At 63.3% G+C, this 23,860-nt stretch carries 24 protein-coding genes and 2 pseudogenes; 16 read left to right on the top strand and 10 right to left on the bottom strand.

Features of this window, described 5'->3' with window-relative positions:
• Positions 1-47: 47 nt before the first annotated feature.
• On the bottom strand, positions 48-1,307 hold the full coding sequence (locus HG250_RS09990) for an acetyl-CoA C-acetyltransferase (RefSeq protein ID WP_170005156.1): 1,260 nt from the start codon (positions 1,305-1,307) through the stop codon (positions 48-50).
• Between the two features lie 138 nt (positions 1,308-1,445).
• Between HG250_RS09990 and HG250_RS09985 the strand changes: the two genes are divergently transcribed.
• The 3 genes from HG250_RS09985 to HG250_RS09975 are packed head-to-tail and all read left to right on the top strand — an operon-like array spanning position 1,446 to position 4,548.
• Positions 1,446-2,207 carry a crotonase/enoyl-CoA hydratase family protein gene (locus HG250_RS09985; protein ID WP_170005155.1) on the top strand — a complete coding sequence of 254 codons (762 nt, stop codon included), beginning with the start codon at positions 1,446-1,448 and terminating at the stop codon, positions 2,205-2,207.
• Positions 2,207-3,355 carry a CaiB/BaiF CoA transferase family protein gene (locus HG250_RS09980; RefSeq protein ID WP_170005154.1) on the top strand — a complete coding sequence of 383 codons (1,149 nt, stop codon included), beginning with the start codon at positions 2,207-2,209 and terminating at the stop codon, positions 3,353-3,355. The genes HG250_RS09985 and HG250_RS09980 overlap by 1 nt, the downstream gene beginning before the upstream one ends.
• Positions 3,356-3,405: 50 nt before the next feature.
• Complete coding sequence (locus tag HG250_RS09975) at positions 3,406-4,548, top strand: acyl-CoA dehydrogenase family protein (RefSeq protein WP_170005194.1); 1,143 nt, start codon at positions 3,406-3,408, stop codon at positions 4,546-4,548.
• Positions 4,549-4,567: 19 nt separating this feature from the next.
• Here the strand turns inward: HG250_RS09975 and HG250_RS09970 are convergent, their stop codons facing one another.
• Positions 4,568-5,413 (bottom strand): alpha/beta fold hydrolase, encoded by an 846-nt coding sequence (locus tag HG250_RS09970; RefSeq protein ID WP_420821321.1) that lies wholly within the window; start codon positions 5,411-5,413, stop codon positions 4,568-4,570.
• Between the two features lie 143 nt (positions 5,414-5,556).
• On the opposite strand from HG250_RS09970, the gene HG250_RS09965 reads away from it, so the two are divergent.
• Entirely contained in the window at positions 5,557-6,720 is a 1,164-nt protein-coding gene (locus tag HG250_RS09965; RefSeq protein WP_170005152.1) for an acyl-CoA dehydrogenase family protein, read from the top strand.
• Positions 6,721-6,747: 27 nt separating this feature from the next.
• Complete coding sequence (locus tag HG250_RS09960) at positions 6,748-7,206, top strand: MaoC family dehydratase (protein WP_170005151.1); 459 nt, start codon at positions 6,748-6,750, stop codon at positions 7,204-7,206.
• Between the two features lie 6 nt (positions 7,207-7,212).
• On the opposite strand, the gene ligD is transcribed toward HG250_RS09960, so the two are convergent.
• Positions 7,213-9,732 (bottom strand): DNA ligase D, encoded by a 2,520-nt coding sequence (gene ligD, locus HG250_RS09955; RefSeq protein WP_170005150.1) that lies wholly within the window; start codon positions 9,730-9,732, stop codon positions 7,213-7,215.
• 1 nt (position 9,733) lies between these two features.
• The gene (gene ku, locus HG250_RS09950; RefSeq protein WP_170005149.1) at positions 9,734-10,579 is read right to left on the bottom strand and encodes a non-homologous end joining protein Ku; all 846 of its coding nucleotides are present in this window, start codon (positions 10,577-10,579) and stop codon (positions 9,734-9,736) included.
• Between the two features lie 174 nt (positions 10,580-10,753).
• On the opposite strand from ku, the gene ftsH reads away from it, so the two are divergent.
• Positions 10,754-12,718 (top strand): ATP-dependent zinc metalloprotease FtsH, encoded by a 1,965-nt coding sequence (gene ftsH / locus HG250_RS09945; protein ID WP_170005148.1) that lies wholly within the window; start codon positions 10,754-10,756, stop codon positions 12,716-12,718.
• A 136-nt stretch (positions 12,719-12,854) separates the two neighbouring features.
• On the top strand, positions 12,855-13,088 hold the full coding sequence (locus tag HG250_RS09940; RefSeq protein ID WP_170005147.1) for a DUF3072 domain-containing protein: 234 nt from the start codon (positions 12,855-12,857) through the stop codon (positions 13,086-13,088).
• Positions 13,089-13,176: 88 nt separating this feature from the next.
• Here the strand turns inward: HG250_RS09940 and rpoZ are convergent, their stop codons facing one another.
• On the bottom strand, positions 13,177-13,521 hold the full coding sequence (gene rpoZ, locus HG250_RS09935) for a DNA-directed RNA polymerase subunit omega (protein WP_170005146.1): 345 nt from the start codon (positions 13,519-13,521) through the stop codon (positions 13,177-13,179).
• A 118-nt stretch (positions 13,522-13,639) separates the two neighbouring features.
• Between rpoZ and HG250_RS09930 the strand changes: the two genes are divergently transcribed.
• The gene (locus HG250_RS09930) at positions 13,640-14,845 is read left to right on the top strand and encodes a phospholipase D-like domain-containing protein (protein ID WP_170005145.1); all 1,206 of its coding nucleotides are present in this window, start codon (positions 13,640-13,642) and stop codon (positions 14,843-14,845) included.
• A 13-nt stretch (positions 14,846-14,858) separates the two neighbouring features.
• Here HG250_RS09930 and HG250_RS09925 read toward each other — a convergent pair whose 3' ends face one another.
• Complete coding sequence (locus HG250_RS09925) at positions 14,859-16,376, bottom strand: replicative DNA helicase (protein ID WP_170005144.1); 1,518 nt, start codon at positions 16,374-16,376, stop codon at positions 14,859-14,861.
• 138 nt (positions 16,377-16,514) lie between these two features.
• Between HG250_RS09925 and HG250_RS09920 the strand changes: the two genes are divergently transcribed.
• Genes HG250_RS09920 through HG250_RS09910 form a run of 3 tightly spaced genes read left to right on the top strand, consistent with a single transcriptional unit; the run spans position 16,515 to position 18,145 of the window.
• On the top strand, positions 16,515-17,009 hold the full coding sequence (locus tag HG250_RS09920) for a UPF0262 family protein (RefSeq protein ID WP_170005143.1): 495 nt from the start codon (positions 16,515-16,517) through the stop codon (positions 17,007-17,009).
• A 43-nt stretch (positions 17,010-17,052) separates the two neighbouring features.
• Positions 17,053-17,721, top strand: a complete 669-nt coding sequence (locus tag HG250_RS09915) for a glycoside hydrolase family 25 protein (protein ID WP_240957046.1) — start codon at positions 17,053-17,055, stop codon at positions 17,719-17,721.
• Between the two features lie 22 nt (positions 17,722-17,743).
• Entirely contained in the window at positions 17,744-18,145 is a 402-nt protein-coding gene (locus HG250_RS09910; protein ID WP_240957061.1) for a cytidine deaminase, read from the top strand.
• A 36-nt stretch (positions 18,146-18,181) separates the two neighbouring features.
• Here HG250_RS09910 and HG250_RS09905 read toward each other — a convergent pair whose 3' ends face one another.
• A complete protein-coding gene (locus HG250_RS09905) occupies positions 18,182-19,321 on the bottom strand; it encodes a carboxypeptidase family protein (RefSeq protein WP_170005140.1) in 1,140 nt (379 codons plus the stop codon).
• The gene (locus HG250_RS09900) at positions 19,318-19,992 is read right to left on the bottom strand and encodes a DUF4136 domain-containing protein (protein ID WP_170005139.1); all 675 of its coding nucleotides are present in this window, start codon (positions 19,990-19,992) and stop codon (positions 19,318-19,320) included. Before HG250_RS09900 ends, HG250_RS09905 begins: the two co-directional genes overlap by 4 nt.
• A gap of 132 nt (positions 19,993-20,124) precedes the next feature.
• Between HG250_RS09900 and galE the strand changes: the two genes are divergently transcribed.
• The 5 genes from galE to HG250_RS09875 all read left to right on the top strand — a co-directional run bounded on the left by galE (position 20,125) and on the right by HG250_RS09875 (position 22,939).
• Positions 20,125-21,156, top strand: coding sequence for a UDP-glucose 4-epimerase GalE (galE, locus tag HG250_RS09895; protein WP_170005138.1), 1,032 nt, complete (start codon positions 20,125-20,127; stop codon positions 21,154-21,156).
• An 86-nt stretch (positions 21,157-21,242) separates the two neighbouring features.
• The gene (gene ykgO, locus HG250_RS09890; protein WP_007165381.1) at positions 21,243-21,368 is read left to right on the top strand and encodes a type B 50S ribosomal protein L36; all 126 of its coding nucleotides are present in this window, start codon (positions 21,243-21,245) and stop codon (positions 21,366-21,368) included.
• A 105-nt stretch (positions 21,369-21,473) separates the two neighbouring features.
• A complete protein-coding gene (locus HG250_RS09885; protein ID WP_170005137.1) occupies positions 21,474-22,088 on the top strand; it encodes an HAD family hydrolase in 615 nt (204 codons plus the stop codon).
• A 54-nt stretch (positions 22,089-22,142) separates the two neighbouring features.
• Positions 22,143-22,619 (top strand): winged helix-turn-helix transcriptional regulator, encoded by a 477-nt coding sequence (locus tag HG250_RS09880; RefSeq protein ID WP_170005136.1) that lies wholly within the window; start codon positions 22,143-22,145, stop codon positions 22,617-22,619.
• Between the two features lie 2 nt (positions 22,620-22,621).
• Positions 22,622-22,939 (top strand): hypothetical protein, encoded by a 318-nt coding sequence (locus HG250_RS09875; RefSeq protein ID WP_338103901.1) that lies wholly within the window; start codon positions 22,622-22,624, stop codon positions 22,937-22,939.
• A 19-nt stretch (positions 22,940-22,958) separates the two neighbouring features.
• On the opposite strand, the pseudogene HG250_RS09870 reads toward HG250_RS09875, so the two are convergent.
• A pseudogene (locus HG250_RS09870) lies at positions 22,959-23,165 on the bottom strand (DUF1993 family protein); the annotation flags it as partial.
• A gap of 64 nt (positions 23,166-23,229) precedes the next feature.
• A pseudogene (locus HG250_RS09865) lies at positions 23,230-23,835 on the bottom strand (ATP-binding protein); the annotation flags it as partial.
• Between the last annotated feature and the right edge of the window lie 25 nt (positions 23,836-23,860).

Below are 23,860 nucleotides of genomic sequence, written 5' to 3'. Positions count from 1 at the left end.
CAAGGCACCGGATCGCCCTCCTCGTCCGCCCGTTCACCACTCGAACTTCATTTCGTCATGCGTTCTATGATGATCGCCGGAGCCATTCCGCCCGCCGCACACATGGTAACCAGGCCGTATCGCTTTTCCTGCCGTTCCAACTCGTCCAGGATCGTCCCGATCAGGATCGATCCGGTCGCGCCGATCGGGTGGCCCATGGCGATGGAGCCGCCATTGACGTTCACCTTATCCCAATCCAGCCCCAGGTCGCGCACGAATTTCGCCGCGACGACGGCAAAGGCCTCGTTGATCTCGAACAGGTCGATGTCGTCGACGGTAAGTCCCGCTTTTTCCAGCACCTTGCGCGCAGCGGGAACCGGCGCGTTCAGCATCAGCGTCGGATCGTCGCCCATGTTGGCGGTCGCTACGATGCGCGCGCGGGGCTTCAGCCCATGCCTCTCGGCATAATCGCCGGAGGTGACCAGCACGGCAGCCGCCCCATCCACCACGCCGGACGAATTGCCGGCATGATGGAAATGCTCGATGTCGAGATCGGGATATTTCTGATTCACCAGCCCGCGAAAAGTCGTGCCCTCATCGTCGAGCGGCATGTCGGCAATCTTGGCGAAGCTGGGCTGCAGTTCGGCGAGCCCCTCGCGCGTGGTCTGCGGGCGGGGGAACTCCTCCTTGTCCAGGATGACGCTGCCATCATCGTCCAGCACCGGCACCACGCTGTGATCGAAGCGACCTTCGCGGATGGCGCGGTCGGCGCGCTGCTGGCTGCGATAACCGACCTCGTCCAGTTCCTCGCGCGTGAAGCCTTCCATGCTGGCGATGGCATCGCCGCACACGCCCTGATGCGACTGCGGATGCACCTCGCGCAGGCGGTCGTTGCCCGAACCCATGCCCAGCGGCGCGATTCCCGCCTGCATTTCCTCCTGCATCATCTGCGCCGTCAGGCTCATCATTTCGGTCCCGCCCGCGATGACGCAATCCTCCATTCCGCTCATCACCTGCGCGGCGGCAAAGGCGACCGTGGTGATGCCGCCGCCGCAGAAACGGTCGAGCGTGGTGCCCGAACTGGTGATGTCGTACCCTGCATCAAGCGCCGCCATCCGGCCCAGGTCGCCGCCCTGCTTGCCCTTCTGCGTGGAGGTGGACCAGATCACGTCGTCCACCGTTTTCGTGTCGAGGTCGTTGCGGGTGCGGATCGCCTTCAGCACCGTGGCGGCCAGATGCTGCGGATGGCTGGCAGCCAGCGATCCCTTGCCCACCTTGCCGATACCGCGCGGGGTGCGAACTGCGTCGATGATATAGGCTTCGGCCATGTGTTCTGATCCTTGTTACCGGTGCGTCGTGCTTTTTTGCGAAAATTATTGACGACACCCTATGCCTTGGCCAGCATCGGTTGCAAATGAAAATGCAGATGGCCTTGAAGAAGGCCGCGTGAATGATGGAGAGAATGCATGAGCGAAGATTTGTTGACCCGCGTGGAAGACGGCGTGCTGATCATGACGATCAACCGCCCCGAAGCGAAGAACGCCATGAACAAGGCGGCCGCCGAAGCCATCGCCGCGGCGCTTGACCGGCTCGATGCCGAGGACGATCTGCGTGTCGGCATCCTGACCGGCGCGGGCGGCACCTTCTGTTCGGGCATGGATCTGAAGGGCTTCCTGCGCGGAGAGGCGCCGTCTATCGAAGGGCGGGGCTTCGGCGGGCTGACCGAACGCAAGCCGGTGAAGCCGCTGATCGCCGCCGTCGAAGGCTATGCGCTGGCGGGCGGGCTGGAACTGATGATCGCCTGCGACCTGGTGGTGGCGCACGAGGGGGCGAAATTCGGCATCCCTGAGGCGAAGCGCGGGCTGGCGGCCGCAGCGGGCGGCCTGATGGTGCTGCCCGACCTCATCCCGCACAAGGTGGCGATGGAACTGGCACTGACGGGCGAATTCATCGATGCCGCGCGGGCGTATGACCTTGGCCTCATCAATCGCGTTGTCACGGGCAGCGTGATCGACGGGGCGATGGAACTGGCTCGCAGCATTGCCGCCAACGGGCCGCTCGCCGTGCGGGTGTCGAAGCAGATCATCGAGGAATCGCGCGGCTGGCCGCGCGCCGAACGCTACAAGCAACAGGCGAAGCTGCTCCCGCAGGTGTTCATGTCGGAAGATGCCCGCGAAGGGGCCAGCGCCTTTGCCGAAAAGCGCGCTCCCAACTGGAAGGGCAAATAATGCCCGGTCCGCTGTCCGGCATTACCATCGTCGAATTCGCCGGCATCGGCCCCGGCCCGTTCTGCGGCATGATGCTGGCCGATCACGGGGCGGATGTCATCCGCATTGACCGCGCCGACGGCCGACGGGGCGGAACGACGCCTGCCAATGTGAAAGACGTGCTGGCAAGGGGGCGGCGCTCCATCGCGCTCGATCTCAAGAGCGAAAAAGGCGTAGATCTCGCGCGCAGGCTGTGCGGCAAGGCGGATGGCATCATCGAAGGCTTCCGCCCCGGCGTAATGGAGCGGCTGGGTCTTGGGCCGGAGGTGCTGATCGCCGACAATCCGAAGCTGGTCTATGGCCGGATGACGGGCTGGGGCCAGACCGGCCCATACGCACAGGCCGCCGGGCATGATATCAATTATATCGCGCTGGCCGGAGCGTTGCATCATTTCGGCAGGGCGGGCGAAAAGCCGACCCCCCCGATCAACATGGTAGGCGATTTCGGCGGCGGCGGCATGATGCTGGCCTTCGGCATGGTATCGGCCCTGCTGCATGTCGCAAATGGCGGAAAAGGGCAGGTGATCGATGCCGCGATGACCGATGGCACCGCCGTGCTGATGGGCATGATCCAGGGGATGCGGAACATGGGCGTGTGGAGCGACGAACGCGGCGCGAACATGCTCGATACCGGGGCGCATTATTACGACAGCTACGAAACCGCCGATGGCAAATACATCTCCATCGGTTCGATAGAGCCGCAGTTCTACGCCGAATTGCGCCGGCTGGCGGGGCTGGAGGAGGATGAGGAATTCGATCGCCAGATGGACCGTTCCGCATGGGGCAGTCTGGCGGAAAAGCTGGGCGATGTGTTCCGCAGCAGGACGCGCGACGAATGGTGCGCGATCATGGAGCATAGCGACGTCTGCTTCGCGCCGGTGCTCAGCCTGGCGGAAGCGCCGGAACATCCGCACAACAAGGCGCGCGGCACATTCGTCGAGATCGGCGGCAGCATGCAGCCGGCACCAGCGCCGCGTTTCGCAGAGACGCAAAGTGCGGTGCCGAATCCTGCCGTCCAATCCGGTCAGGATACAGACGCCATCCTTTCCGAACTCGGCCTCGACGCCGCTGCCTGCGCCGAATTGCGTGACACAGGCGTGATCGCCTAGATTGCACGGCGTCTTAACCTCGAGGCACCTGAACAGGATCAAAGCCCATGATGCTCGATACGACTACCCGCACCGCCTATAATGAAGACCACGCGATGTTCCGCGACACCGTGCGCAAGGTGTTCGAACAGCACATGATCCCGCATCTTGCCCGGCATGAGGAAGAGGGCATCGTCGGGCGCGAGGCGTGGAAGGCGCTCGGGGATGCGGGCATGTTGTGCCCGACCATCTCCGAGGAGAACGGCGGGCTGGGCCTCGATTTCGGCTACAATGCCGTTATCGCCGAGGAACTGTCCTATATCGGCAGCAGCGCGGGCTTCACGTTGCAGAACGACATCACCTGCAATTATTTCGAACGGCTGGGCACGGAAGAGCAGAAGGCGAAATATCTGCCGGGCATGATGACCGGCGACGTCATTACCGCCATCGCCATGACCGAACCCGGCACCGGTTCGGATCTGCAGGGCATCACCACGACGGCGAAGAAGGATGGCGATCACTATATCGTCAACGGCTCGAAAACCTACATCACCAACGGCCAGAATGCCGATGTCGTCATCGTCGTCGCCAAGACCGACCCGGCGCAGGGCGCGAAGGGCACCTCGCTGATCCTGGTCGATGCGGGCACCGAAGGGTTCGAACGCGGCCGCAACCTCGACAAGATCGGCCAGCATTCCGCCGACACCTCGGAACTGTTCTTCAACGATGTGCGCGTGCCGCAATCGAACCTTCTGGGGCAGGAGGGGCGCGGCTTCGTTCACCTGATGGAGGAACTGCCGCAGGAAAGGCTTTCCATCGCCATCGGCTGCCAGGCCGGGGCGCAGCGCGCCTTCGACGAAGCCGTAAGTTTTACCAAGGACCGCAAGGCCTTCGGCGGCACGGTGTTCGAATTCCAGAACACGAAATTCACGCTGGCCGGGCTGGCGGCAGAACTGCAGGTCGGCTGGGCGCATATCGACTGGGCGCTGAAGCGGCATATCGCGGGCGAACTGACGACCGCAGAGGCTTCGGCGGCCAAGCTGTGGCACACCGAGTTGCAGGGCCGCGTCTGCGATGCGGCGCTGCAACTGCATGGCGGCGCGGGCTACATGAACGAATATCTGATCGCCCGCCTGTGGCGCGATGCCCGCGTCACCCGCATCTTCGGCGGCACGAGCGAGATCATGAAGGAAGTAATCTCACGCAGCTTGTAAGCCGGCCGCAGGCACGGCCCTAATCGGCGATGAAGGCGGATATTTCCGTCACGAAATCCTCGAACCGGTCGTGATGCACCCAGTGCCCTGCATTCGCATAGCTGGTGAGCGAGACATTGCCGCCGAAATGCTCCATCCGCCCGTCCTTCTCAGGGTTGGAAGCCCAGCTGTCGTCGCCATAGATCAGCCGGGTGGGGCAGGTGATGCGACCCCATAATTCGCGGTTTTGCTCCGGGGTGAGATCGTCCGGCGGCCAGGCGTGCAGATGCGGGTCGAATTTCCAGCTATAGGTGCCGTCCTCGTTGTGCAGCACGGCATGGCGGGTCAGATGAACGGCCTGGTCGCGGCTGAGATAGCTGTTCGCCTCGTGCATGCGATCCAGCGCTTCTTCGAAGCTGTCATATTTGCGAATCGAGCGGGCGCTCGCCTCCCGCTTCCTGTCGAACCAGTCGCGCAAATGTTCGTGGAACGGCTTCTGCGCCATCTCCTCCAGCCGCTTCGGGCTGGGGCCAAGCCCTTCGATGGCGACGAGGCGGCGGACCTTCTCCGGGTAGAGGCCCGCATAGCGCAGCGCGATATTGCCGCCGAGGGAATGGGCGACGATGGTGGCCGGCGCGATGCCGAGCTGGTGAACAAGCTGCGCCAGGTCATAGACATAGCCGACAGCCGGGTAATAGCCATTTTCGTTCCAGCCGCTGTCGCCATGCCCGCGCAAATCGGGGCAGATCACGTGCCAGTCATGCCGCAGGCGTTCCGCCGTCCAGTCCCAGCTGCGGCAATGATCGCGCCCGCCATGCAGCAGGATCAGCGGCGGTGCATCCGGATTGCCCCAATCGGCATAATGCAGGCGCGTGCGCTGCGACATGAAGCTTTGCGATGTCGGCCCGATCAGTTCCAAACCTTCATTTCCCCCCGTGCTACGCCATTCGATTGCGGCATTCCGCTTGCACATAGGTTTCATTTCGATACCAGTGCAAGGCTACAATAACCAACAGGAGAGAAACCGCCATGCCCGTTATCGACATTCCCGAACCCGACTTCATGGCGGATGAGGAAATCGCCATCTTCCGTGACGCCGTGGGCAAGTTCTTCGAGCAGAAGGCACCTGAAAAGCGGGTGCTGAAATGGCGCGAGGACGGGCAGGTCGAACGCGATTTCTGGCGCGAGGCGGGCGAGGCGGGCATTCTGGGCGTGTCCGTGCCCGAGGAATATGGCGGCCATGGCGGCGATTTCCGGCACGACATGGTGGTGGTGGACCAGATCGGCCACAAGGGCGTCGAAGGCTTCGCCGCCAGCCTGCACAATGTCATCATCCTGCCCTATATCGTCCGCCACGGGACGGAGGAACAGAAGCAGCGCTGGCTGCCGAAACTGGTAACGGGCGAACTGGTGTCCGCCATCGCGATGACCGAACCCGGCGTCGGATCGGATTTGCAGAACATCACCACCACGGCGCTGAAGGACGGCAACGGCTATCGCCTGAACGGGTCGAAGACCTTCATCTCCAATGGCCAGATCGCCGATTTCCTGGTGGTCGTGGCGAAGACCGATCCCGACGAAGGGGCGAAAGGTATTTCGCTCCTGTGCCTGGAAACCGAGGGGCTTGAAGGTTTCGAGCGCGGCAAGAAGCTCGACAAGATCGGGCTGGATGCACAGGATACGTCCGAACTGTTCTTCGACGATGTTTTCGTGCCGGCCGACAATGTGCTGGGCGGGCAGGAAGGGCGCGGGTTCTATCAGCTGATGGGCGAATTGCCGCAGGAACGCCTGCTGATCGCCATGGGCGCGATGGCGACGATCGAACGCGCGCTGGATGAAACGGCGGAATATGTGAAGCAGCGCAAGGCCTTCGGCAAGACGATCTGGGATTTCCAGAACACCCAGTTTACCCTCGCCGATCTGAAGGCGCGGGGCACGGCGGCCAAGGTGTTCATCAACGATTGCGTCGCCAAATTGCTGGATGGGAAGCTGGACGTCACCACCGCCAGCATCGCGAAATACTGGCTGACCGAATTGCAGGGCGAAACGGTGGACAAATGCCTGCAGCTGCATGGCGGGTGGGGCTATATCAACGATTATCCCATCGCCCGGATGTTCCGTGACAGCCGCATCAGCCGCATCTATGGCGGATCGAACGAGATCATGAAGATGCTTATCGCGCGCTCCATCTGACCGCGCGGAGCAAGGAACAGGGTGGATATGGCAGGCAGGTTTTTCGATGAATGGGAAATCGGGCAACGGATCGAACATGAGATCCGCCGGACCGTGACCGAGACGGACAATCTGCTGTTCACCACCATGACTCACAACCCGCAGCCCCTGCATCTGGATGCCGAGGCTGCGGGCGCCAGCGAGTTCGGCCGGATCCTGGTGAACGGTACTTTCACCTTCGCCCTGATGGTCGGCCTCAGCGTCGGCGACACGACGCTGGGCACGCTGGTCGCCAATCTCGGCTATGATGCGGTGACGATGCCGAACCCGGTGTTCATCGGCGACACGATGCGCGCCACGAGCGAGGTGACAGCCTTGCGGGAATCGAAATCGCGGCCCGGCAGCGGCATCGTCACCTTCACGCATGAATTGCTGAACCAGCGGGACGAGGTGGTGTGCCGCTGCACCCGGTCTGCCCTGCTGAAGAAAGCGCCTGCCGCCGGCTGATCCGCATCAGAAATCGGGCAGGCGCTGGGTGGCGAAGCCCCAGCCGGCGAGGCCTTTCGATGCGGCGCGGTCGGTCAGCCGCTTGGCATCGTCGATGGTGAAGACATTCGCGGCGTCGAGCTTCTTCAACTCGCCCCAGGATATGGGCACCGCCACCGGCGCATTTTCGCGGGCGCGGGCAGAATAGGGCAGGACGGCCGTCGCGCCGCGCTGGTTGCGCAGCCAGTCGATGAAGATCTTCCCCTTGCGCTTGGCCTTGCTCATGGTGGCGGTGAAGCGGTCCGGCTCGGCCATGGACAGGGCCTCGGCGAAGCGGCGCGCGAAATCCTTATGCGTGTCCCAATCGTGCCCGCCAGCCTTCGCGCCCGGATTGCCCAGCGGCACGATGACATGCACGCCCTTGCCGCCCGAGAGCATGGCGAAGCTGGTCAGGCCGATATCGGCCAGCTGATCGTGTATGTCCCTGGCGGCCGACTTCACATCGTCGAAATCCAGACCCTCGTCAGGGTCGAGATCGAAGATCATCCGGTCGGGCGCTTCGACTGCCGTGGCGGGTGCGCCCCAGCCGTGAAATTCGATGCTGCCCATCTGCACGCATTGCAGGATGCCGGGCGCGTCCTCGACGAACAGGTAATCCTCGGTCCCGCCGTCCTTCTCGCGGATCGGAACATGATGGACGTGTTCGCCGAACGATCCGCTATCGTGTTTCTGGAAGAAGCACTTCTTCGCCCGGCCCTGTGGGCATCGCACCAGGCTGACGGGGCGATTCGCTGCAAAAGGCAGCATGAGCGGGGCGATGGTGGCATAATAATCCGCCAACTCGCCCTTGGTCTGGCCGCTTTCGGGAAAAATAACGCGATCAGGGTTGGAGATGGCGATCTCATCCCCGGCGGCGGGCGCTTCTACGGCGCGCTCCGACTTGACCTCTGCCGCTTCCTTATCCTCCCGCAGGCCAAGGAACGAGCCGTGCCGGATATTCCCATCGGCCGTGAACTCGGCGAAGCCCACTTCGGCCACCAGTTTCGGCGTCAGCCAGGTGACGCCGCGCATCTGCGCCTTGTCCACCTCGACCGGAGGCGTCTTGCGTTCCAGGCGGCGCATCTTGCCTGCCAGCATCTCCAGATCGTCGGCAGTGTACCCGGTGCCGACGCGGCCCCTGTATACCAGTTCGCCGCCTTCATTCTGCGCCATCACCAGCGAAGCGAAAGGGCGACCCTTCGCACCCGACTTCGTAAATCCGACGATGACGAATTCCTGCCGCCGGGTGCATTTGACCTTCAACCAGGCCTTGCTGCGGGCATGGCGGTACTTCGCATCGATCTTCTTGGAAATGATCCCTTCCTGCCCGGCGTCGCACATGGTCTTCAGCAGTTTCTCGCCCGCGCCGATGACATGCTCGGCCACATGGATGGGCGGGGCGGCCCGCGCCAGCAACGCCTCCAGCCTTTCCTTGCGTTCGATGTTCGGCTCTTCCGCTAGGTCGGTTCCATCCACCTCCAGCAGGTCGAAGGCATGGAAGGACAGTGCATCGACTGCCGTTTGGGAGCCGTGCCCGCGCTTCAGCACCGCCTGCAGGGCCGAGAAGTCGGGATTGCCGTCAGCTCCGTAGGCGACGATCTCGCCGTCGATCAGGCAGGGGGAGAGGCCCAGTGCGGCGAACTCCTCCACCAGCGGAGCGAATTTGTCGGTCCAGTCCTTGCCGCTGCGGGTGAATACGCTGACCTTCGGGCCTGCCACGGCGACAAGAGCGCGGTAGCCGTCGAACTTGATCTCGTGCATCCAGCCATTTCCGGCCGGCACATTATCGACCAGCGTGGCCAGTTGCGGCTTGCGGAAGGCGGGCGGCCTGGCCGATCCGGGCTTCGCTTTCTTCTTTGCTCGCTTGACAGCAGGTGCTTTTGCCTTCCTCGTCGCGGCGACGCTGTCCACATCCTTGCCGCTGGCGATCTCCGCCATGGTCCGCCCGGTGGAAATGCTGGTCAGGCCGCGCTGGACGAGGGCGTCGCCGGCCTCTGCAAACTCGTCCTGCAACTTGCGCAGCAGCCAGTTCTCGCGCTTCTCGTTGCCGCGCGGCTTCAGGCGGATCAGCAGCCATTCGCCCTTCATCCTCTCGCCATCCAGCGTGAAGTGCAGATGGCCCTTCTCCAGATCGCTCGCCTTCTTGCCTTCGACCGGCGCCCACTGCCCGCGGTCCCACAGCATGACCGTACCGCCGCCATATTCGCCTTTCGGAATGGTGCCTTCGAAGGTGGCGTAGGCGAGCGGGTGATCCTCGGTGCGCACCGCCAGCCGCTTGATATCGGGATCGGGCGAGGGGCCCTTGGTCACGGCCCAGCTTTTCAGCACGCCATCCACCTCCAGCCGCAGATCCCAGTGCAGGCGGGTGGCATCGTGTTTCTGCACCATGAAGATGTTGCCGCTCTCGCTGCTCTCCACCTTGCCTGCCGGTTCCGCCGTCAGCTTGAAGTCGCGCTTGGCGTCGTAGGTGCTTAGCGAAGCTCTGCTGCTGGCGGATTTCTTCGCCATGTCAGGCGCTCTTCTTCTTCTTTTCCGTGGCCTTGCGGGCAGGCTTGTCCGCCTTCTCCTCGCTCACCGATTTCTTCAGCGCCGCCATCAGGTCGATGACATTGCCGCCGGCTTCGCCGGACGGCTCCTCCACGTCGGAAACGACTGCCTTGCCGCCCTTGGCCTTCGCCTTGCGGTCTATCAGCTTGCGCAGCGCGGCGGTGTAATGATCCTCGAAGGCATCGGCCTCGAATGGGGCGCTGCGCTGGTCGATCAGGGTCGTCGCAAGGTCCAGCAAATCCTTCTTTGGCTTCGTCTCGGGAATCTCGTCGAAGAAGGTCTGACCGGCCCGCACCTCGTCGGCATACCGCAGGGTTTCCAGCAGCAATCCCTTGCCGCAAGGCTTCAGCGCGACGAGCTTCTCGCTTCCGCGCACCGAAAGCTGGCCCAGTGCCACTTTCTTCGCCTTGCGCAGCGCCTCGCGCAGGACGACGAAGGCCTCCTCGGCCAGATTATCGGAGGGGACCACGTAATAGGGCTTCTCGAAATAGAGCGGATCGATCTCGCAGGCCTCGACGAATTGCACGAGTTCCAGCGTCTTGCGGCTCTCGATCCTGACCGTATCGAAATCCGCGTCATCCAGCAGGACGTAATTGCCCTTCGATATCTCGTAGCCCTTGATGATCTCGTCCCGGTCGACGGGGCCGACGCCTTCGACGGTTTTCTCATAGGAGATGCGCTTGCCCGAAGGTTCGTGAATCTGGTTGAAGCGGATGCGGGCACCGGATTTCGTGGCGCTGTAGATTTCCACGGGGATCGATACCAGCGCCAGCCTGATCTGCCCCTGCCAATATGCGCGTGCGGCCATGTGCCTGCCTCTCCGATGCTGTCCGGCGTTCTGCCTCATTCGCAACAGCGTTTGCCGCAGCGTTTGGTTTCAACGCGATTGCGGCATCGGGACGGCGCGGCAGGCAACCTCTGTTATCTTGCCATTCACCCCCGGCAACCTATCTATCCATGGGTACGAAAGGATCATGCTTCGATGAGCGATAACAAGGAACCGCAGGACCCGAATGCCGGCGGGCCGAATCCCTGGGTGAAAAGCCTGATGGTATGGGGCGGTATATTTCTCGCCCTGCTGCTGGTCGTGTCGATGTTCGGCGGGGCGGGGCAGAATGCCGGATCCCAGATCCGCTATTCAGATTTTCGCGACCAGGTCGCGGCGGGCCAGGTGCAGGAAGTGCAGATCGCGCCCGACAAGATCACCGGGCAGCTGCGCAACGGTGAGGCCTTCACGACCGTGCCCGTGGCCGGCGATTCCGATCTGACCCAGTTGCTGGACGAAAATGACGTCGAATTTTCGGGACAGCCGCAGGAACAGATGAACCTGCTGCTCGCCATCCTGCTGAATTCGCTGCCCTTCATCCTCATCATCGGCATCGCCTTCTTCGCCCTGCGCCAGGTGCAGAAAGGCGGCGGGGCCAGCGGAGCGATGGGCTTCGGCAAGTCCAAGGCCAAGTTGCTGACCGAGAAGCAGGGCCGCGTGACGTTTTCCGACGTTGCCGGCATCGACGAGGCGCGCGAGGAACTGGAGGAAATCGTCGAATTCCTGAAAGACCCCTCGCGTTTTTCCAAGCTGGGCGGCCAGATCCCCAAGGGCGCGCTGCTGGTCGGCAGCCCCGGTACCGGCAAGACCCTGCTGGCCCGCGCCATCGCGGGCGAGGCGGGCGTGCCGTTCTTCACCATCTCCGGGTCCGACTTCGTCGAAATGTTCGTCGGCGTCGGTGCATCCCGCGTGCGTGACATGTTCGAACAGGCAAAGAAGAACGCGCCCTGCATCCTCTTCATCGACGAGATCGACGCGGTTGGCCGCAGCCGCGGGCATGGCATGGGCAATTCGAATGACGAGCGCGAGCAGACGCTGAACCAGCTGCTGGTCGAAATGGATGGTTTCGAAGCCAATGAAGGCATCATCATCATCGCCGCGACCAACCGGCCCGACGTGCTCGACCCTGCGCTGCTGCGCCCCGGCCGTTTCGACCGGCAGGTCGTCGTGCCGGTGCCGGATATCGAGGGCCGCGAAAAGATCCTTGACGTACATATGGCCAAGGTGCCGCTGGCGCCCGACGTCAATGGCCGCACCATCGCACGCGGTACGCCCGGCTTCTCGGGTGCGGATCTTGCCAATCTGGTGAACGAGGCTGCCCTGCTGGCCGCCCGCCGCAACAAGCGGCTGGTGGCGATGCAGGAATTCGAGGACGCCAAGGACAAGGTCATGATGGGGAGCGAGCGCCGCTCCATGGTGATGACCGAAGACGAAAAGAAGATGACCGCCTATCACGAGGCCGGCCATGCGCTCGTCAGCATCAACGAGGAGGCGTCCGACCCCATTCACAAGGCGACGATCATCCCGCGCGGCGGTGCGCTGGGCATGGTGATGCGCTTGCCGGAACGGGACAATTATTCCTATCATCGCGACAAGATGCATGCCAATCTGGCTGTCGCCATGGGCGGCCGCGTGGCCGAGGAGCTGATCTTCGGCTATGACAAGGTCAGTTCCGGTGCGTCTTCCGACATTCAATATGCCACCGACCTCGCCCGCAACATGGTGACGAAGTGGGGCATGTCGGACAAGCTGGGTCCGTTGCAATATGAGCATAGCCAGGAAGGCTATCTCGGCATGGGGCAGACCAGCCGCACGATGGGATCGGACGAAACCAACAAGCTGATCGATTCCGAAATCCGCGATCTTGTCGAAGGGGCGCACAAGCGCGCTACCGAGCTTCTGACCGACCAGGAGGACAAGCTGCATCTGCTCGCCCAGGCGATGCTCGAATATGAGACGCTGACCGGGCAGGAGATCGACCAGCTGCTGGAAAATGGCGAAATCGACCGGCCAGACGAACCGAAGGGGCCGCGACAGGTCAGGCCGGTGCGCGGTTCCGCCATTCCGAAATCGGGCAAGAGGTTCGGCGGTGCAGGAGATGCGGCACCGCAGGGTGCCTGACGATCGGCACTGCGAATAATGACAGAATGGCCCCGGTGATCTACGATTGCCGGGGCATTTTACTGCACGTCAGGCCAGGGCCAGGGTGGGAACAGTCCGTGAACATGTGGGTTGTAGGATCGAAGGAGATCTTGAGATGAGTGCCCCTACCCCGAGTGAACACCCCAAATCCGACCCCGTGTCCAACGCCGAGAAGAACCCGGATAGTTGGACCACGGGCGACGAGAAGATGACCGGCGCGCAGGCCAGCTATCTGAAGACATTGTGCGAAGAAGCGGGTCAGCCGGAAAAATACGACAATGAACTGTCCAAGGCCGAAGCATCGAAGATGATCGATGCGCTGCAGGAGCAGACCGGGCGCGGCAAATGAGCCGCGCAAGGGTGTCCTGACCCGCCGCACATGAAAAAGGCCGCTTTCCTTTCCGGATCGCGGCCTTTCCTGTTGGAAGATGGGGCGCCTACCCCTCGTAATCGGAACCCACGGAGGTGGATCGTGCCGGCGCAGATGCGGTGATCCGCAATGCTTCGGCAGACTGACTCAGCGAACCGATCTCGTCGGCCTCGTCCTCATCATCGGGCAGGATGCGTTGCAGGCCGGCAATGACGCTTTCGTTCAGTTCCTTCGGCTTCACCGTCTGTTCGGCAATTTCACGCAGTGCAACGACAGGGTTCTTGTCGCGGTCGCGGTCGACGGTCAATTCGGAACCGCCGGAAATTTCCCGCGCCCGCTGGGCTGCCAGCAGAACGAGATCGAAACGGTTGGGGATCTTGTCGACACAATCTTCGACAGTGACGCGCGCCATATGGCACTCCAGATAGATGATATTTCGAGAAGGTCGAAGCATTAGGCGCAGCGGGCGCGAAAGTCAACAATCCGCCAGGGCTTGCAGGTCCATGCCAGCCGGTCCAGAGACCTTTCGCATGACGGGGCAAGGCACGGGAAGTCTGGATGATCGGCGCACGGCAGGCGCGGGCGCGGCCTATCGCGAACCCGGCACCTTTTCAGCGGCGGCGCAAAGGCATGAGCTTACCTTTTACCCCGGCGGACGGGGTCGGCTGGATCGATTGCTCCGCCTGGTCGATGAAGCCCGGCATTCCATTCGCATGTGCTTCTACATCTTCGCCGATGACGCTACCGGCCGCCTGCTGCGCGATGCGCTGACGCGGGCGGCATCGCGGGGCGTGGACTGCACGCTGGTGATCGACTCATTCGGGTCGGATGCGGAGGATGATTTCTTTGCGCCGTTCAACGCCGCCGGTGGCAAGGAATGCAAGTTCAGTTCGCGCTGGACGCAGCGTTACCTGATCCGCAACCATCAGAAGATCGTAGTGGTGGATGACACCATCGGCATGGTCGGCGGCTTCAACGTCGAGGACGATTATTTCGCGCCGCCGCAGGAACAGGGGTGGAGCGATCTCGCGATCGTCATCGAAGGCCGGGTGGTCGCGGATCTGGTGACATGGTTCGACCGTCTTGCCGGATGGACCGCCGATCCAAAAGCCAAATGGAAGGCACTCAGGCGGATCATCAAGGATTGGGAGCCGGGCGATGGGCCTGTCCGCCTGCTGGTCGGCGGCCCTACCAAGGGCCTGTCGAGCTGGGCCAGCTGTGTGGGGCGCGACCTGGCGCGCGCGCGCAGGCTCGACATGGTCATGGCCTATTTTTCGCCGCCCAGACGGCTGCTGCAACGGATAGGCCGCATCGCCTGCGATGGCGAGGCGCGGCTGATCCTCGCCGGTAAATCGGACAATGCCGCCACCATCGGCGCAACCCGGCTGCTGAATGCCTATCTGCTCAAGAAAGGTGCGGCGATCTGGGAATTCGACGCCACCAAATTGCATACCAAGCTGATCGTGCTGGACGATGCCGTCTATTTCGGCAGCGCCAATTTCGACATGCGCAGCCTCTATCTCAATCTGGAACTGATGCTGCGGATCGAGGATGCCGCTTTGGCCGAGCGGATGCGCCAGTTCGTCGATACGCAGATGGCAGGCGCGCGGGAAATCACGCCTGCCATTCATGCGTGCCGCGCAACCTTGTGGAACCGCATGCGCTGGAGCCTCAGCTGGCTGCTGGTGTCCGTACTGGATTACACCGTCTCGCGGCGCCTGAACCTCGGCCTTTGACCGGGGGCCGGGATCACTCGTAGGAGCTGTCGTATTCGCCTTCCGCCAGGTCGGAAAATTTGGTGTAACGCGGTTCGAATTTCAGCCGCACCTTGCCTGTCGAACCGTGGCGCTGTTTCGCCACGATAAGCTCGGCCAGGCCGAACACCCGTTCCATGTCCGCCGCCCATGCGGCATGGGCGTCATGCGTCGCCATGTCGTCGCCCTCCACGGGACGCTTCGGCTCGCGCGATCCCACGTAATAATCTTCGCGGAACACGAACCAGACCATGTCGGCATCCTGCTCGATCGATCCCGATTCGCGCAGATCGGACAACATCGGGCGCTTGTCGTCACGCTGTTCCACCGCACGGGACAGCTGCGACAGGGCGATCACCGGCAGTTCCAGCTCCTTCGCCAGCGTTTTCAGGCCCCGGCTGATCTCGGAAATTTCGTTTACCCGATTGTCGGTCGCACGGCCCGACCCCTGCAGCAATTGCAGGTAATCGACAACGATCAGCCCGATATCATGCTTGCGCTTCAACCGCCGCGCGCGGGTGCGCAACGCGGCGATGGTCAGGGCAGGCGTATCGTCGATATAGAGCGGCAGTTCGGCCAGCGTCTGGCTGGTAAAGGCAAGTTTCTGGAATTCCTCCCGGCTAATCTTGCCCATGCGCAGCGCGGAACTGGAAATGCTGGATTGTTCCGAAAGGATACGCGTTGCCAGCTGGTCTGCGCTCATTTCCAGGCTGAAGAAGGCGACGCCCGCGCCGACGCTCTCCTCGATGCCGTCCTGCCGGTCCTGCAGCAGACGCTTCGCGCAATTATAGGCGATATTGGTGGCGAGCGAGGTCTTGCCCATGCCGGGGCGTCCCGCGAGGATGACGAGATCGCTGTCGTGCAAGCCGCCGATCTTTTCGTTGATGCTGGACAGGCCCGTGGTCTTGCCGCTGATGCTGCCGCCGGAATTGATCGCCCGTTCGATCATGCCGAGCGCCTTGTGCGTTGCCATGCCGAAACTGGAGGCTTCATTGTTGGTCGAGGCGCCTTCCGCCACCTTGAACAGATCCTGTTCGGCCTTCTCGATCTGCTTCAGCGGCGCCACGGCATCGGATGTATCTAGCGCGCCTTCCACCAGGTTGCGGCCGACGCTGACCAGTTCGCGCAGCAGGGCGAGATCGTAGATCTGTTCGGCCAGTTCACGCGGCGCAAGCAGCCCTTGCCCGTCAGCGGTGAGCCGGGCGAGATAGGTAATCCCGCCCAGTTCCTTCAGCGCCTCGTCCGCTTCGAAATAGGGTTTCAGCGTCACCGGCGTGACGACGGCATTGCGATCGAGCAGGGTGACGATCCGCTCGAAGACACGGGCATGAACCGGTTCGAAGAAATGCTCGGGGCGAATCGGTGTCTGCAATTCCTCCACCACGCGGTTGTCGATCAGTACCGCGCCCAGGAACGCCGCTTCGGCTTCGATATTGGCGGGCAGGGTGCGGCCCTGCGCCTTGTCCGTTCCAGCGGAGGCGTCGGGGCGAAGGAGAAGTTCGAGATCGGCCATGCGCGCTGCAATGGGCCTGCTGCCTGCCGTAAGGCAAGAGCGGAAATCGCAAGGCGCGCTTCGGCCCCCTGTGGATTACGGGGATGAATGCCAAACCCCTTGCGCGCGATGCCTGCGATCTGCGAAGGCACGATTTCCATGTCCGAACCCGCCACCGATTACCGCATCAGCCATATCGCCCTCGACGAGGATACGATCCTCTGGCGCAATGCCGATGTCGAACAGGAACGGCGGGTGGCGATCTTCGATCTGATCGAGGAGAACATTTTCAAACCCGTGCGATCCGTACAGCGCGGGCATCACGGGCCCTTTCGGCTGCACCTGGCGGTGCGCGACGGGCGGCTGGCGATGGATATTGCGGATGAGGCGGGGGAACCGCTCGAATCGCTGCTGATCGGCCTGGCCCGGTTCCGCCGGCCGATCCGCGAATATTTCGCCATCTGCGATTCCTATTACCAGGCCATCCGCAAGGCGACGGCGGCCGAGATCGAGACGATCGACATGGCCCGGCGCGGCATCCACAACCAGGCGGCGGAAAATCTGCAGGAACGGCTGGAAGGCAAGGTGGAAACGGATTTCGCCACGGCCCGCCGGCTGTTCACCCTCATCTGCGTCCTGCACATCAAGGGCTGAAGGGCGGATGGCGCGCGGGAAGGCACAAAGGCGCGGCTGGAGGATGCGGATTGTCCTGCTGCTGGCGATATTGGGCGGGGCAGCGGCGGTTTGGCTGTGGTGGGAGATCCGCCACTGGACCCCCGACCCGGCAGAATATCCGGACCAGGGGGTCGAGATCGGTTCGGCCGATGGGGCGGTGAATTTTCGTACCCTGCGTGCGCTGGGTGCCAGCTTCGCTTATCTGGATGCAAGCAGGGGGGCATCGGGACGCGATCCCGCCTTCGTGCACAATCTGGCCGATGCCCGCGATGCGGGGCTGTTGGCAGGTGCGGTGCATCGTTTCGATCCCTGCATCATGGCGGATCGCCAGACCGCCAATTTCGTCACCATGATCCCGCGCGACGAAACGCTGCTGCCGCCCGTGATCCACCTTGCCGAAACTGCGGAGAACTGCCCCGAGCGGGTCAGCGAGGCGGCAGTCGAAAGCGAGCTTACCACCTTGATCAACCAGATCGAGACTCACGCCGGCAAACCCGTCCTGCTCAAGATCGACAGGGATTTCGAGGATACCTACGGCCTCGCTCCTCGTTTCGAGAGGAACCTGTGGCTGACGCGCACGCGGTTTCCGCCTGAATATGCCGGACGGCCATGGCTGCTGTGGACGGCGAACGAATATTTTCGCAGCCCTGCCGCAAGCGGGTCGCTACGCTGGATGGTGGCGCAAAATTGACCGGAGGAAGCAGAATTTGAGCCTGGATGAACCCCTGATCGCTGCCGCGCGCGCCGCTGCGGATCACTCCTATGCGCCCTATTCGAACTTCGCCGTCGGCGCGGCACTGCGCTTTGCCGACGGGTCGGTCGTGACAGGCGCCAATGTGGAAAATGCAAGCTACGGTCTTGCGCTGTGCGCCGAAACCGTCGCGGTGGCCAGGGCCATGGCGCAGGGACGGCGCGGCGGCCTGATTGCCGTGGCCGTCACGGGACCGGGGGCCGAACCGATCACGCCTTGCGGACGTTGCCGGCAGATATTGAATGAACTGGCGCAGCTGGGGCGTACCGACCCCATCATCCTGTGCGTAGGGCCGCAGGAGACCCGCAGCACCCGGCTCAGCCTGTTGCTCCCCGATGCTTTCGGACCGGCGAGCCTCGACTAGGCTGCGGGTCGTCCGATCCGCCGCCGCGCCTGATCCCTAGCCTTTGCGCGTCTCGATCCATTCGAGCAGGCTGGCGAGGCAGTCACGCGCGAGCATCTTCGAACGCTCCGGGCTCCATCCCTGTTCGGTATCGGGGAGCGCGGCATTGTCCTTGAACGGCATTTCCAGCGTCATCGCCACCGCGCCGAAGCGTTCGGCCACCTGATTGGTGCTCATGGACAGATTGGCGGTGCCGGGCCTGGCGATGCTGTAGCCTTTCTCCGTCTGGAAATCGGGCGTGCGGCGGTCGAGAAGCGCGCGGTAGCTTTCATAGCCATTGCCCTGTTCCTGTTTCCAGGACGGAATGCCTTCGAACCCGGCGAGGAATGCGGCCGCGATCGCCTCGTCACCATGCACATCCATGGCGAAATCCACGCCGGTCTCATCCATCGCATTGCGAATCGCCAGCACCTCGGGCGCCTTGTCGGCGGCCGGGTTATCCCATTCGCGGTTCAGATTGGCGCCGCAGGCATTGGTGCGCAGATGGCCGCGCCGCGACCCGTCCGGGTTGCAATTGGGCACGATGTGGAAACGGCAGAGATCGCGCAGCTTGCGGCCCACGGGATCGGCGGGATCGGTCAGCACTTCCAGCGCGCCTTCCATCCACCATTCCGCCATGCTTTCGCCCGGATGCTGGCGGGCGTAGAGCCAGACCTGCATGTCGCCTTCGCCCATGGAAAGGCAGTCGAGCGGCTGTCCGTCGAGCGTCCGGCCCAGACTGCGCCAGGACACGCCGTCGGACGCTGCGCTTTCGGCGATCAGATCGTGGTGGCGTTCCAGCGAATAGGGCGCGAAATAGGCGAACCAGGCAAGATCGCTCGCCGGCGTATAGCGGATGGTCAGCGTACCGCCGTCTTCCGCCTTGTCATAGGAGGAGGGCGCGCGGCCCCAATATTCGCGGTCTTCGCTGACAGCCGAATCATAATCGGTCCAGCCACCGGGGTAGGCGCTTTCCTCCAACCCCGTGATCTTCAGCTCCAGTTCGCGCCCTGCCGCGCCGGCGACGCGGAAATGGTACCATTGGCGAAAGTCGGAATTGTTGTCCTTCTTCAGGGCGAGACGCGCGCCTGCGCCGTCGATGGAGAGAACCTCGATATTGCCGCTGTCGAACTGGCTGTCGATCTGGATGTCTTTCACCTGTCTACCTTTACTTCCACGGTTTCGCCGCTGACGCCGGGAAATTCGCGGAACAGGGCGTTCGCGACCGTGGCGGCATTGGCATTCGCCTGTGCGAGCGGCGAGTCCGGGTCAACCGCAAATTCGGCGCGGCCTTCCCAGATGGGCTCGCCGCTGGACCGATCGCGAATGGTCACCCCCAGCTGTGTCAGCATTTCATCGCCGCTGCCGCCGCCGCCGAGATTGAAGCCGAGGCCCACGCCGATTCCCGATCGGTAGCCTCCGGTCCCGCCGCCGACCCCGACGCTCACCGGCCCCCGGCGCTGCCCTCGGCCGATGATCTGGCGGTCGAGGCGCACTTCGGCCACTTGTCCGGCCGCGCCAAGGGCGACCTCGCGATAGCCCAGGCGGCGCAGTTCCTCGGCCACCGCGGCCTTGTACAGCGAAAGTTCCAGCCCGCCGGTCGCCGGCCTGTTCAGCCCGTCATCGTCCCAGCCGAATTCCGGGCCGGTGCCTGGAACATCGTTGCCGAAGGCAGGCGCGCTTTCGATATGGATGGTGCCATTCCCCAGCTGTGCCAGTCTGGCCGGTTCGTGGAACCGCGTGACCTCCACCGGCCCGGGCGCGGTGGCGCAGGCTGCTAGCGAGGTGGCTGCCGCAGTGGCAAGGACAAGCTTCGTAAGTTTCTTCATGACTGGCATCCTCTGACGAGTGTCGGAATTACAACGCCTCAACCGTTGCCCGGTTGCATTATACGCCTTTTCCGGAAGCGAAGGCGCCGAATTGCTGTTATGGCGGCTTTCATTTCGTGATAGCGCCAGCCCATGAACAGGAACTTGCAAACCGAATGCCCCGTCCTCGTCACCGGCGGCGCGGGCTATATCGGCAGCCATGCCGTGCTGGCCCTGCGCGATGCCGGCTGGCCGGTGGCGGTGCTGGACAATCTGGTGACCGGCTTCCGCTTCGCCGTGCCGGACGATGTGCCTTTCTACGAAGGCGACGTGTCCGACGCCGATCTGGTCGCGCGCATCGTGTCGGAACGGGGAACGCGGGCGATCATGCATTTCGCCGGTAGCGTCGTGGTGCCCGAATCGGTCGCGGACCCGCTGAAATATTACGCCAACAACACCGCCGCCAGCCGCGCGCTGATCGCGGCGGCAATCGAGGCGGGCGTTCCGCATTTCATCTTTTCCAGCACGGCGGCGACTTACGGGGTGCCGGAAATCTCGCCCGTGAGCGAGGATGCGCCGAAGGTTCCGATCAACCCCTATGGCTGGTCGAAACTGATGACGGAACGGATGCTGGCCGACGTGGCGGCGGCGCACCCGATGAATTACGCCGCGCTGCGCTATTTCAACGTGGCGGGTGCCGATCCGCAGATGCGGAGCGGGCAGTCGACGGCAGGCGCAACGCACCTCATCAAGGTGGCGGTGGAGGCCGCTGCGGGCAAGCGCGACAGCGTGGCCATCTTCGGCAGCGATTACGACACGCCCGACGGCACCGGCGTTCGCGACTATATCCACGTCAGCGACCTGGCCGTTGCCCATGTGCTGGCGCTGGAGGCCCTGATCGCTGACCCCGGACGCTCGCTGACGATGAATTGCGGTTATGGCCGCGGCTTTTCGGTGCGGGAGGTGCTGGACACGGTCGACCGCGTGACCGGCGCCGCCATCACCCGGACACTTGAGCCCCGCCGTGCGGGCGACCCCGCCTCGCTGATATCCGATCCCTCGCGCATCCGTGCCACGTTGCCGTGGCGACCCCAGCATCACGATCTCGCCACCATCGTCGCACATGCGCTGGGGTGGGAGACGAAGCTCGCCGAAATGCGGAATGCCGAGGGTGACAATGGTTGACTCGCGTCGGCTGCCCGCATAGGTGCGCGCCTTGAATTTCCGGCACGGAGGCGTATCTTCCGCAGCCAATCTTTTCGGGAACTGACATGAAAATCCGCAACAGCCTCAAGTCGCTGAAGAACCGTCACCGTGACTGCCGCGTGATCCGCCGCCGCGGCCGCACCTATGTCATCAACAAGACCAATCGCCGCTTCAAGGCCCGCCAGGGCTGAACCCGGCTGGATCCGGCCCGGGCCGGACGGGGCAAGTCGGCTCGCCTCCGCACAGGAGCGCGGGCCGTTGCCATTGAGGGCGCAGCAACAGGCAGGAATACCCGGATGGCTGATCCTATCGAAGCAGTGGTGTTCGATGTCGGGCGCGTGCTGGTGCAGTGGGAAATGCGGGCGCTCTTCGTCAAGCTGATCGACGATGAGGAAGCGCTGGAATATTTCCTCGGGAACGTCTTGCCCGAAAGCTGGCATTTCCAGCACGATTCCGGCCGGCCGATCGCCGAAATGGTGGCCGAGCGCAAGGCCGACTTCCCGGAACATGCCCATCTTATCGAAGCCTATGCGGAGCGTTTCCTTGAAACCCTTCCCGGTCCGGTGGCCGGAACGCACGACCTTGTCCGCCGGCTGGACGAGCGCGGCATCCCCCTGTTCGCGATTACCAATTTCGGCGCCGATTTCTGGGCCATGTTCCGCCCGACGACACCCGTTCTGGACAGGTTCCGCGACATCGTCGTGTCGGGACAGGAACGGCTGGTGAAGCCCGATCCGGCGATCTACCGCCTTGCTGCCCGGCGCTTCGGATTCCCGCCCGAACGGATGCTGTTCATCGACGACAACCAGGACAATGTCGCCGCGGCCCGGCTGGAAGGCTGGCACGCGCATCATTTCACCGACGCTGCGGCGCTGGAGGCGGAACTGATATCGCTGGGCCTGCTGGTCTGAATCATTGCGCCTTCGCCCCCGAGGGGGCTAACGTCAGCGCGAAAGGAACGGCCGATGGCAATATTGCGCGAACCGCTACGTGAATTGACGGCCTGCGGCCTGCCGGACGCGCTCGAGGTCATGGGCGAACGCTGGTCCTTCATGATCCTGCGCGCCAGCTTCAACCGCATACACCATTTCGAGGATTTCCTGAACGAGCTGGGCATCGCGCGCAACATACTCAGCAACCGCCTGGGCAAGCTGGTCGACCATGGCATCCTTGATCGCAAGCCTTGCCGCGATGACCGGCGGCGTGTCGAATACCGGCTGACGGAGAAGGGTCATGACCTCCTGCCGGCCATGCTGGCCCTGCGGCAATGGGGGCAGAAATACGGGACGAGAGTACCCGAAAATCCCGTTCTGGTGGACGATCGCGACCGCCTGCCGGTTGGCCCTGTCTCGATATTGGGGCATGATGGCCGCTTGTTGACGCATCGCGACCTGCGCTTTGCCGACCGCAGCCAAGTCGGCGTGAAGGATGACGCAGCCTGAGCGTGTCGACCGCGCCTCCGCAAACGCCGGACGGGCGGTACATAGTGGTGCGGGGACGGCTTTGGCGGGCCAGCAACCCGGCGCTATCCGATTTGGAGCGGCAGCGGCTTGTCGATGCGCTCATGGAAGCTCGCCGCACCGTGCGTGCCGCCGCAGGAGACACTGCAAGGACGGGCGAAGCGCGGGCACGCGTGCAGGCGGCCAAGGAGGCGCTCGGTGAAAGAGGGCCGGTCTGGTGGACGGATGGCGCCCCCGACTACAATCGCCACATGATCCGCCAAACCCCCTATGCCGATTGGTGGGAACAGGTGGCGCAGTGAATGCCCTGTGTCGAGGAACTCAGCCCACGCCTTTCGGCAGCGTTCCCAGCCTCAGATGAGGAAACATAGGCGCGACATAGTCGGCTTTCCCGAGCGCCACACCCAGATTTCGCAAGATCGCGTAAGCGGTCTATAGATGAAAATAGAACTGGCCGATCGCCCAGTCCCGGGCGAATTGTTCCGGCGTCAGATCGAAGATAATCCCATTGGGCAGGGTGTGGGCGATTGTTCTGCGGGTGGGGGCGACAAAATCGGTCGGGTTCATTGTCGTTCCTGTGTTTAGCGGGGGTTCACGCGCGGGGTGGTTGCCGGCGGTAGCTCAGCGCTTCTGCGATATGGATGCGGCGGACCTCCTCCGATTTCGCCAAGTCGGCTATGGTGCGCCCCACGCGAAGGATACGGGTATAGCCGCGAGCGGAAAGGCGCAGCTTTTCCGCTGCCTGCATCAGCAGGGCACGGGCATCACCGTCCGGCGTGGCGAAGCGTTCCAGCGCCTCGCCCTCCAGTTCGGCATTGGTGCGGGCGCGGCTTTGCTCGCTGCGTGCCGTCTGGATCGCCCGTGCCGCCGCCACCCGCGCGGCCACTTCGGCGCTGCCTTCTGCGGGCGGAGGCAGGGCGAGATCGGCAGCGCTGACGGGGTCCACCTCGATATGGAGGTCGATCCGGTCGAGCATCGGGCCGGACACCTTGCTCTGGTAATCGGCCGCACATTTCGGCGCCCGGCTGCAGGCCAGCGCCGGATCGCCCAGGTGGCCGCAGCGGCAAGGGTTCATCGCGGCGACGAGCTGCACCCGCGCCGGAAAGCTGACATGCGCATTCGCCCGTGCGACATCGACCCGCCCGGTTTCCAGCGGCTGGCGCAGCGAATCGAGCACGGCGCGCTGGAATTCCGGCATTATGTAGCAAGCGCACCAAACCGAT

Source organism: Pseudopontixanthobacter vadosimaris, from assembly GCF_012979275.1.
Lineage (GTDB): Bacteria > Pseudomonadota > Alphaproteobacteria > Sphingomonadales > Sphingomonadaceae > Pseudopontixanthobacter > Pseudopontixanthobacter vadosimaris.
The sequence above is the reverse complement of the archived record's forward strand: the minus strand, read 5'-3'. Positions and strand labels throughout refer to the sequence as shown.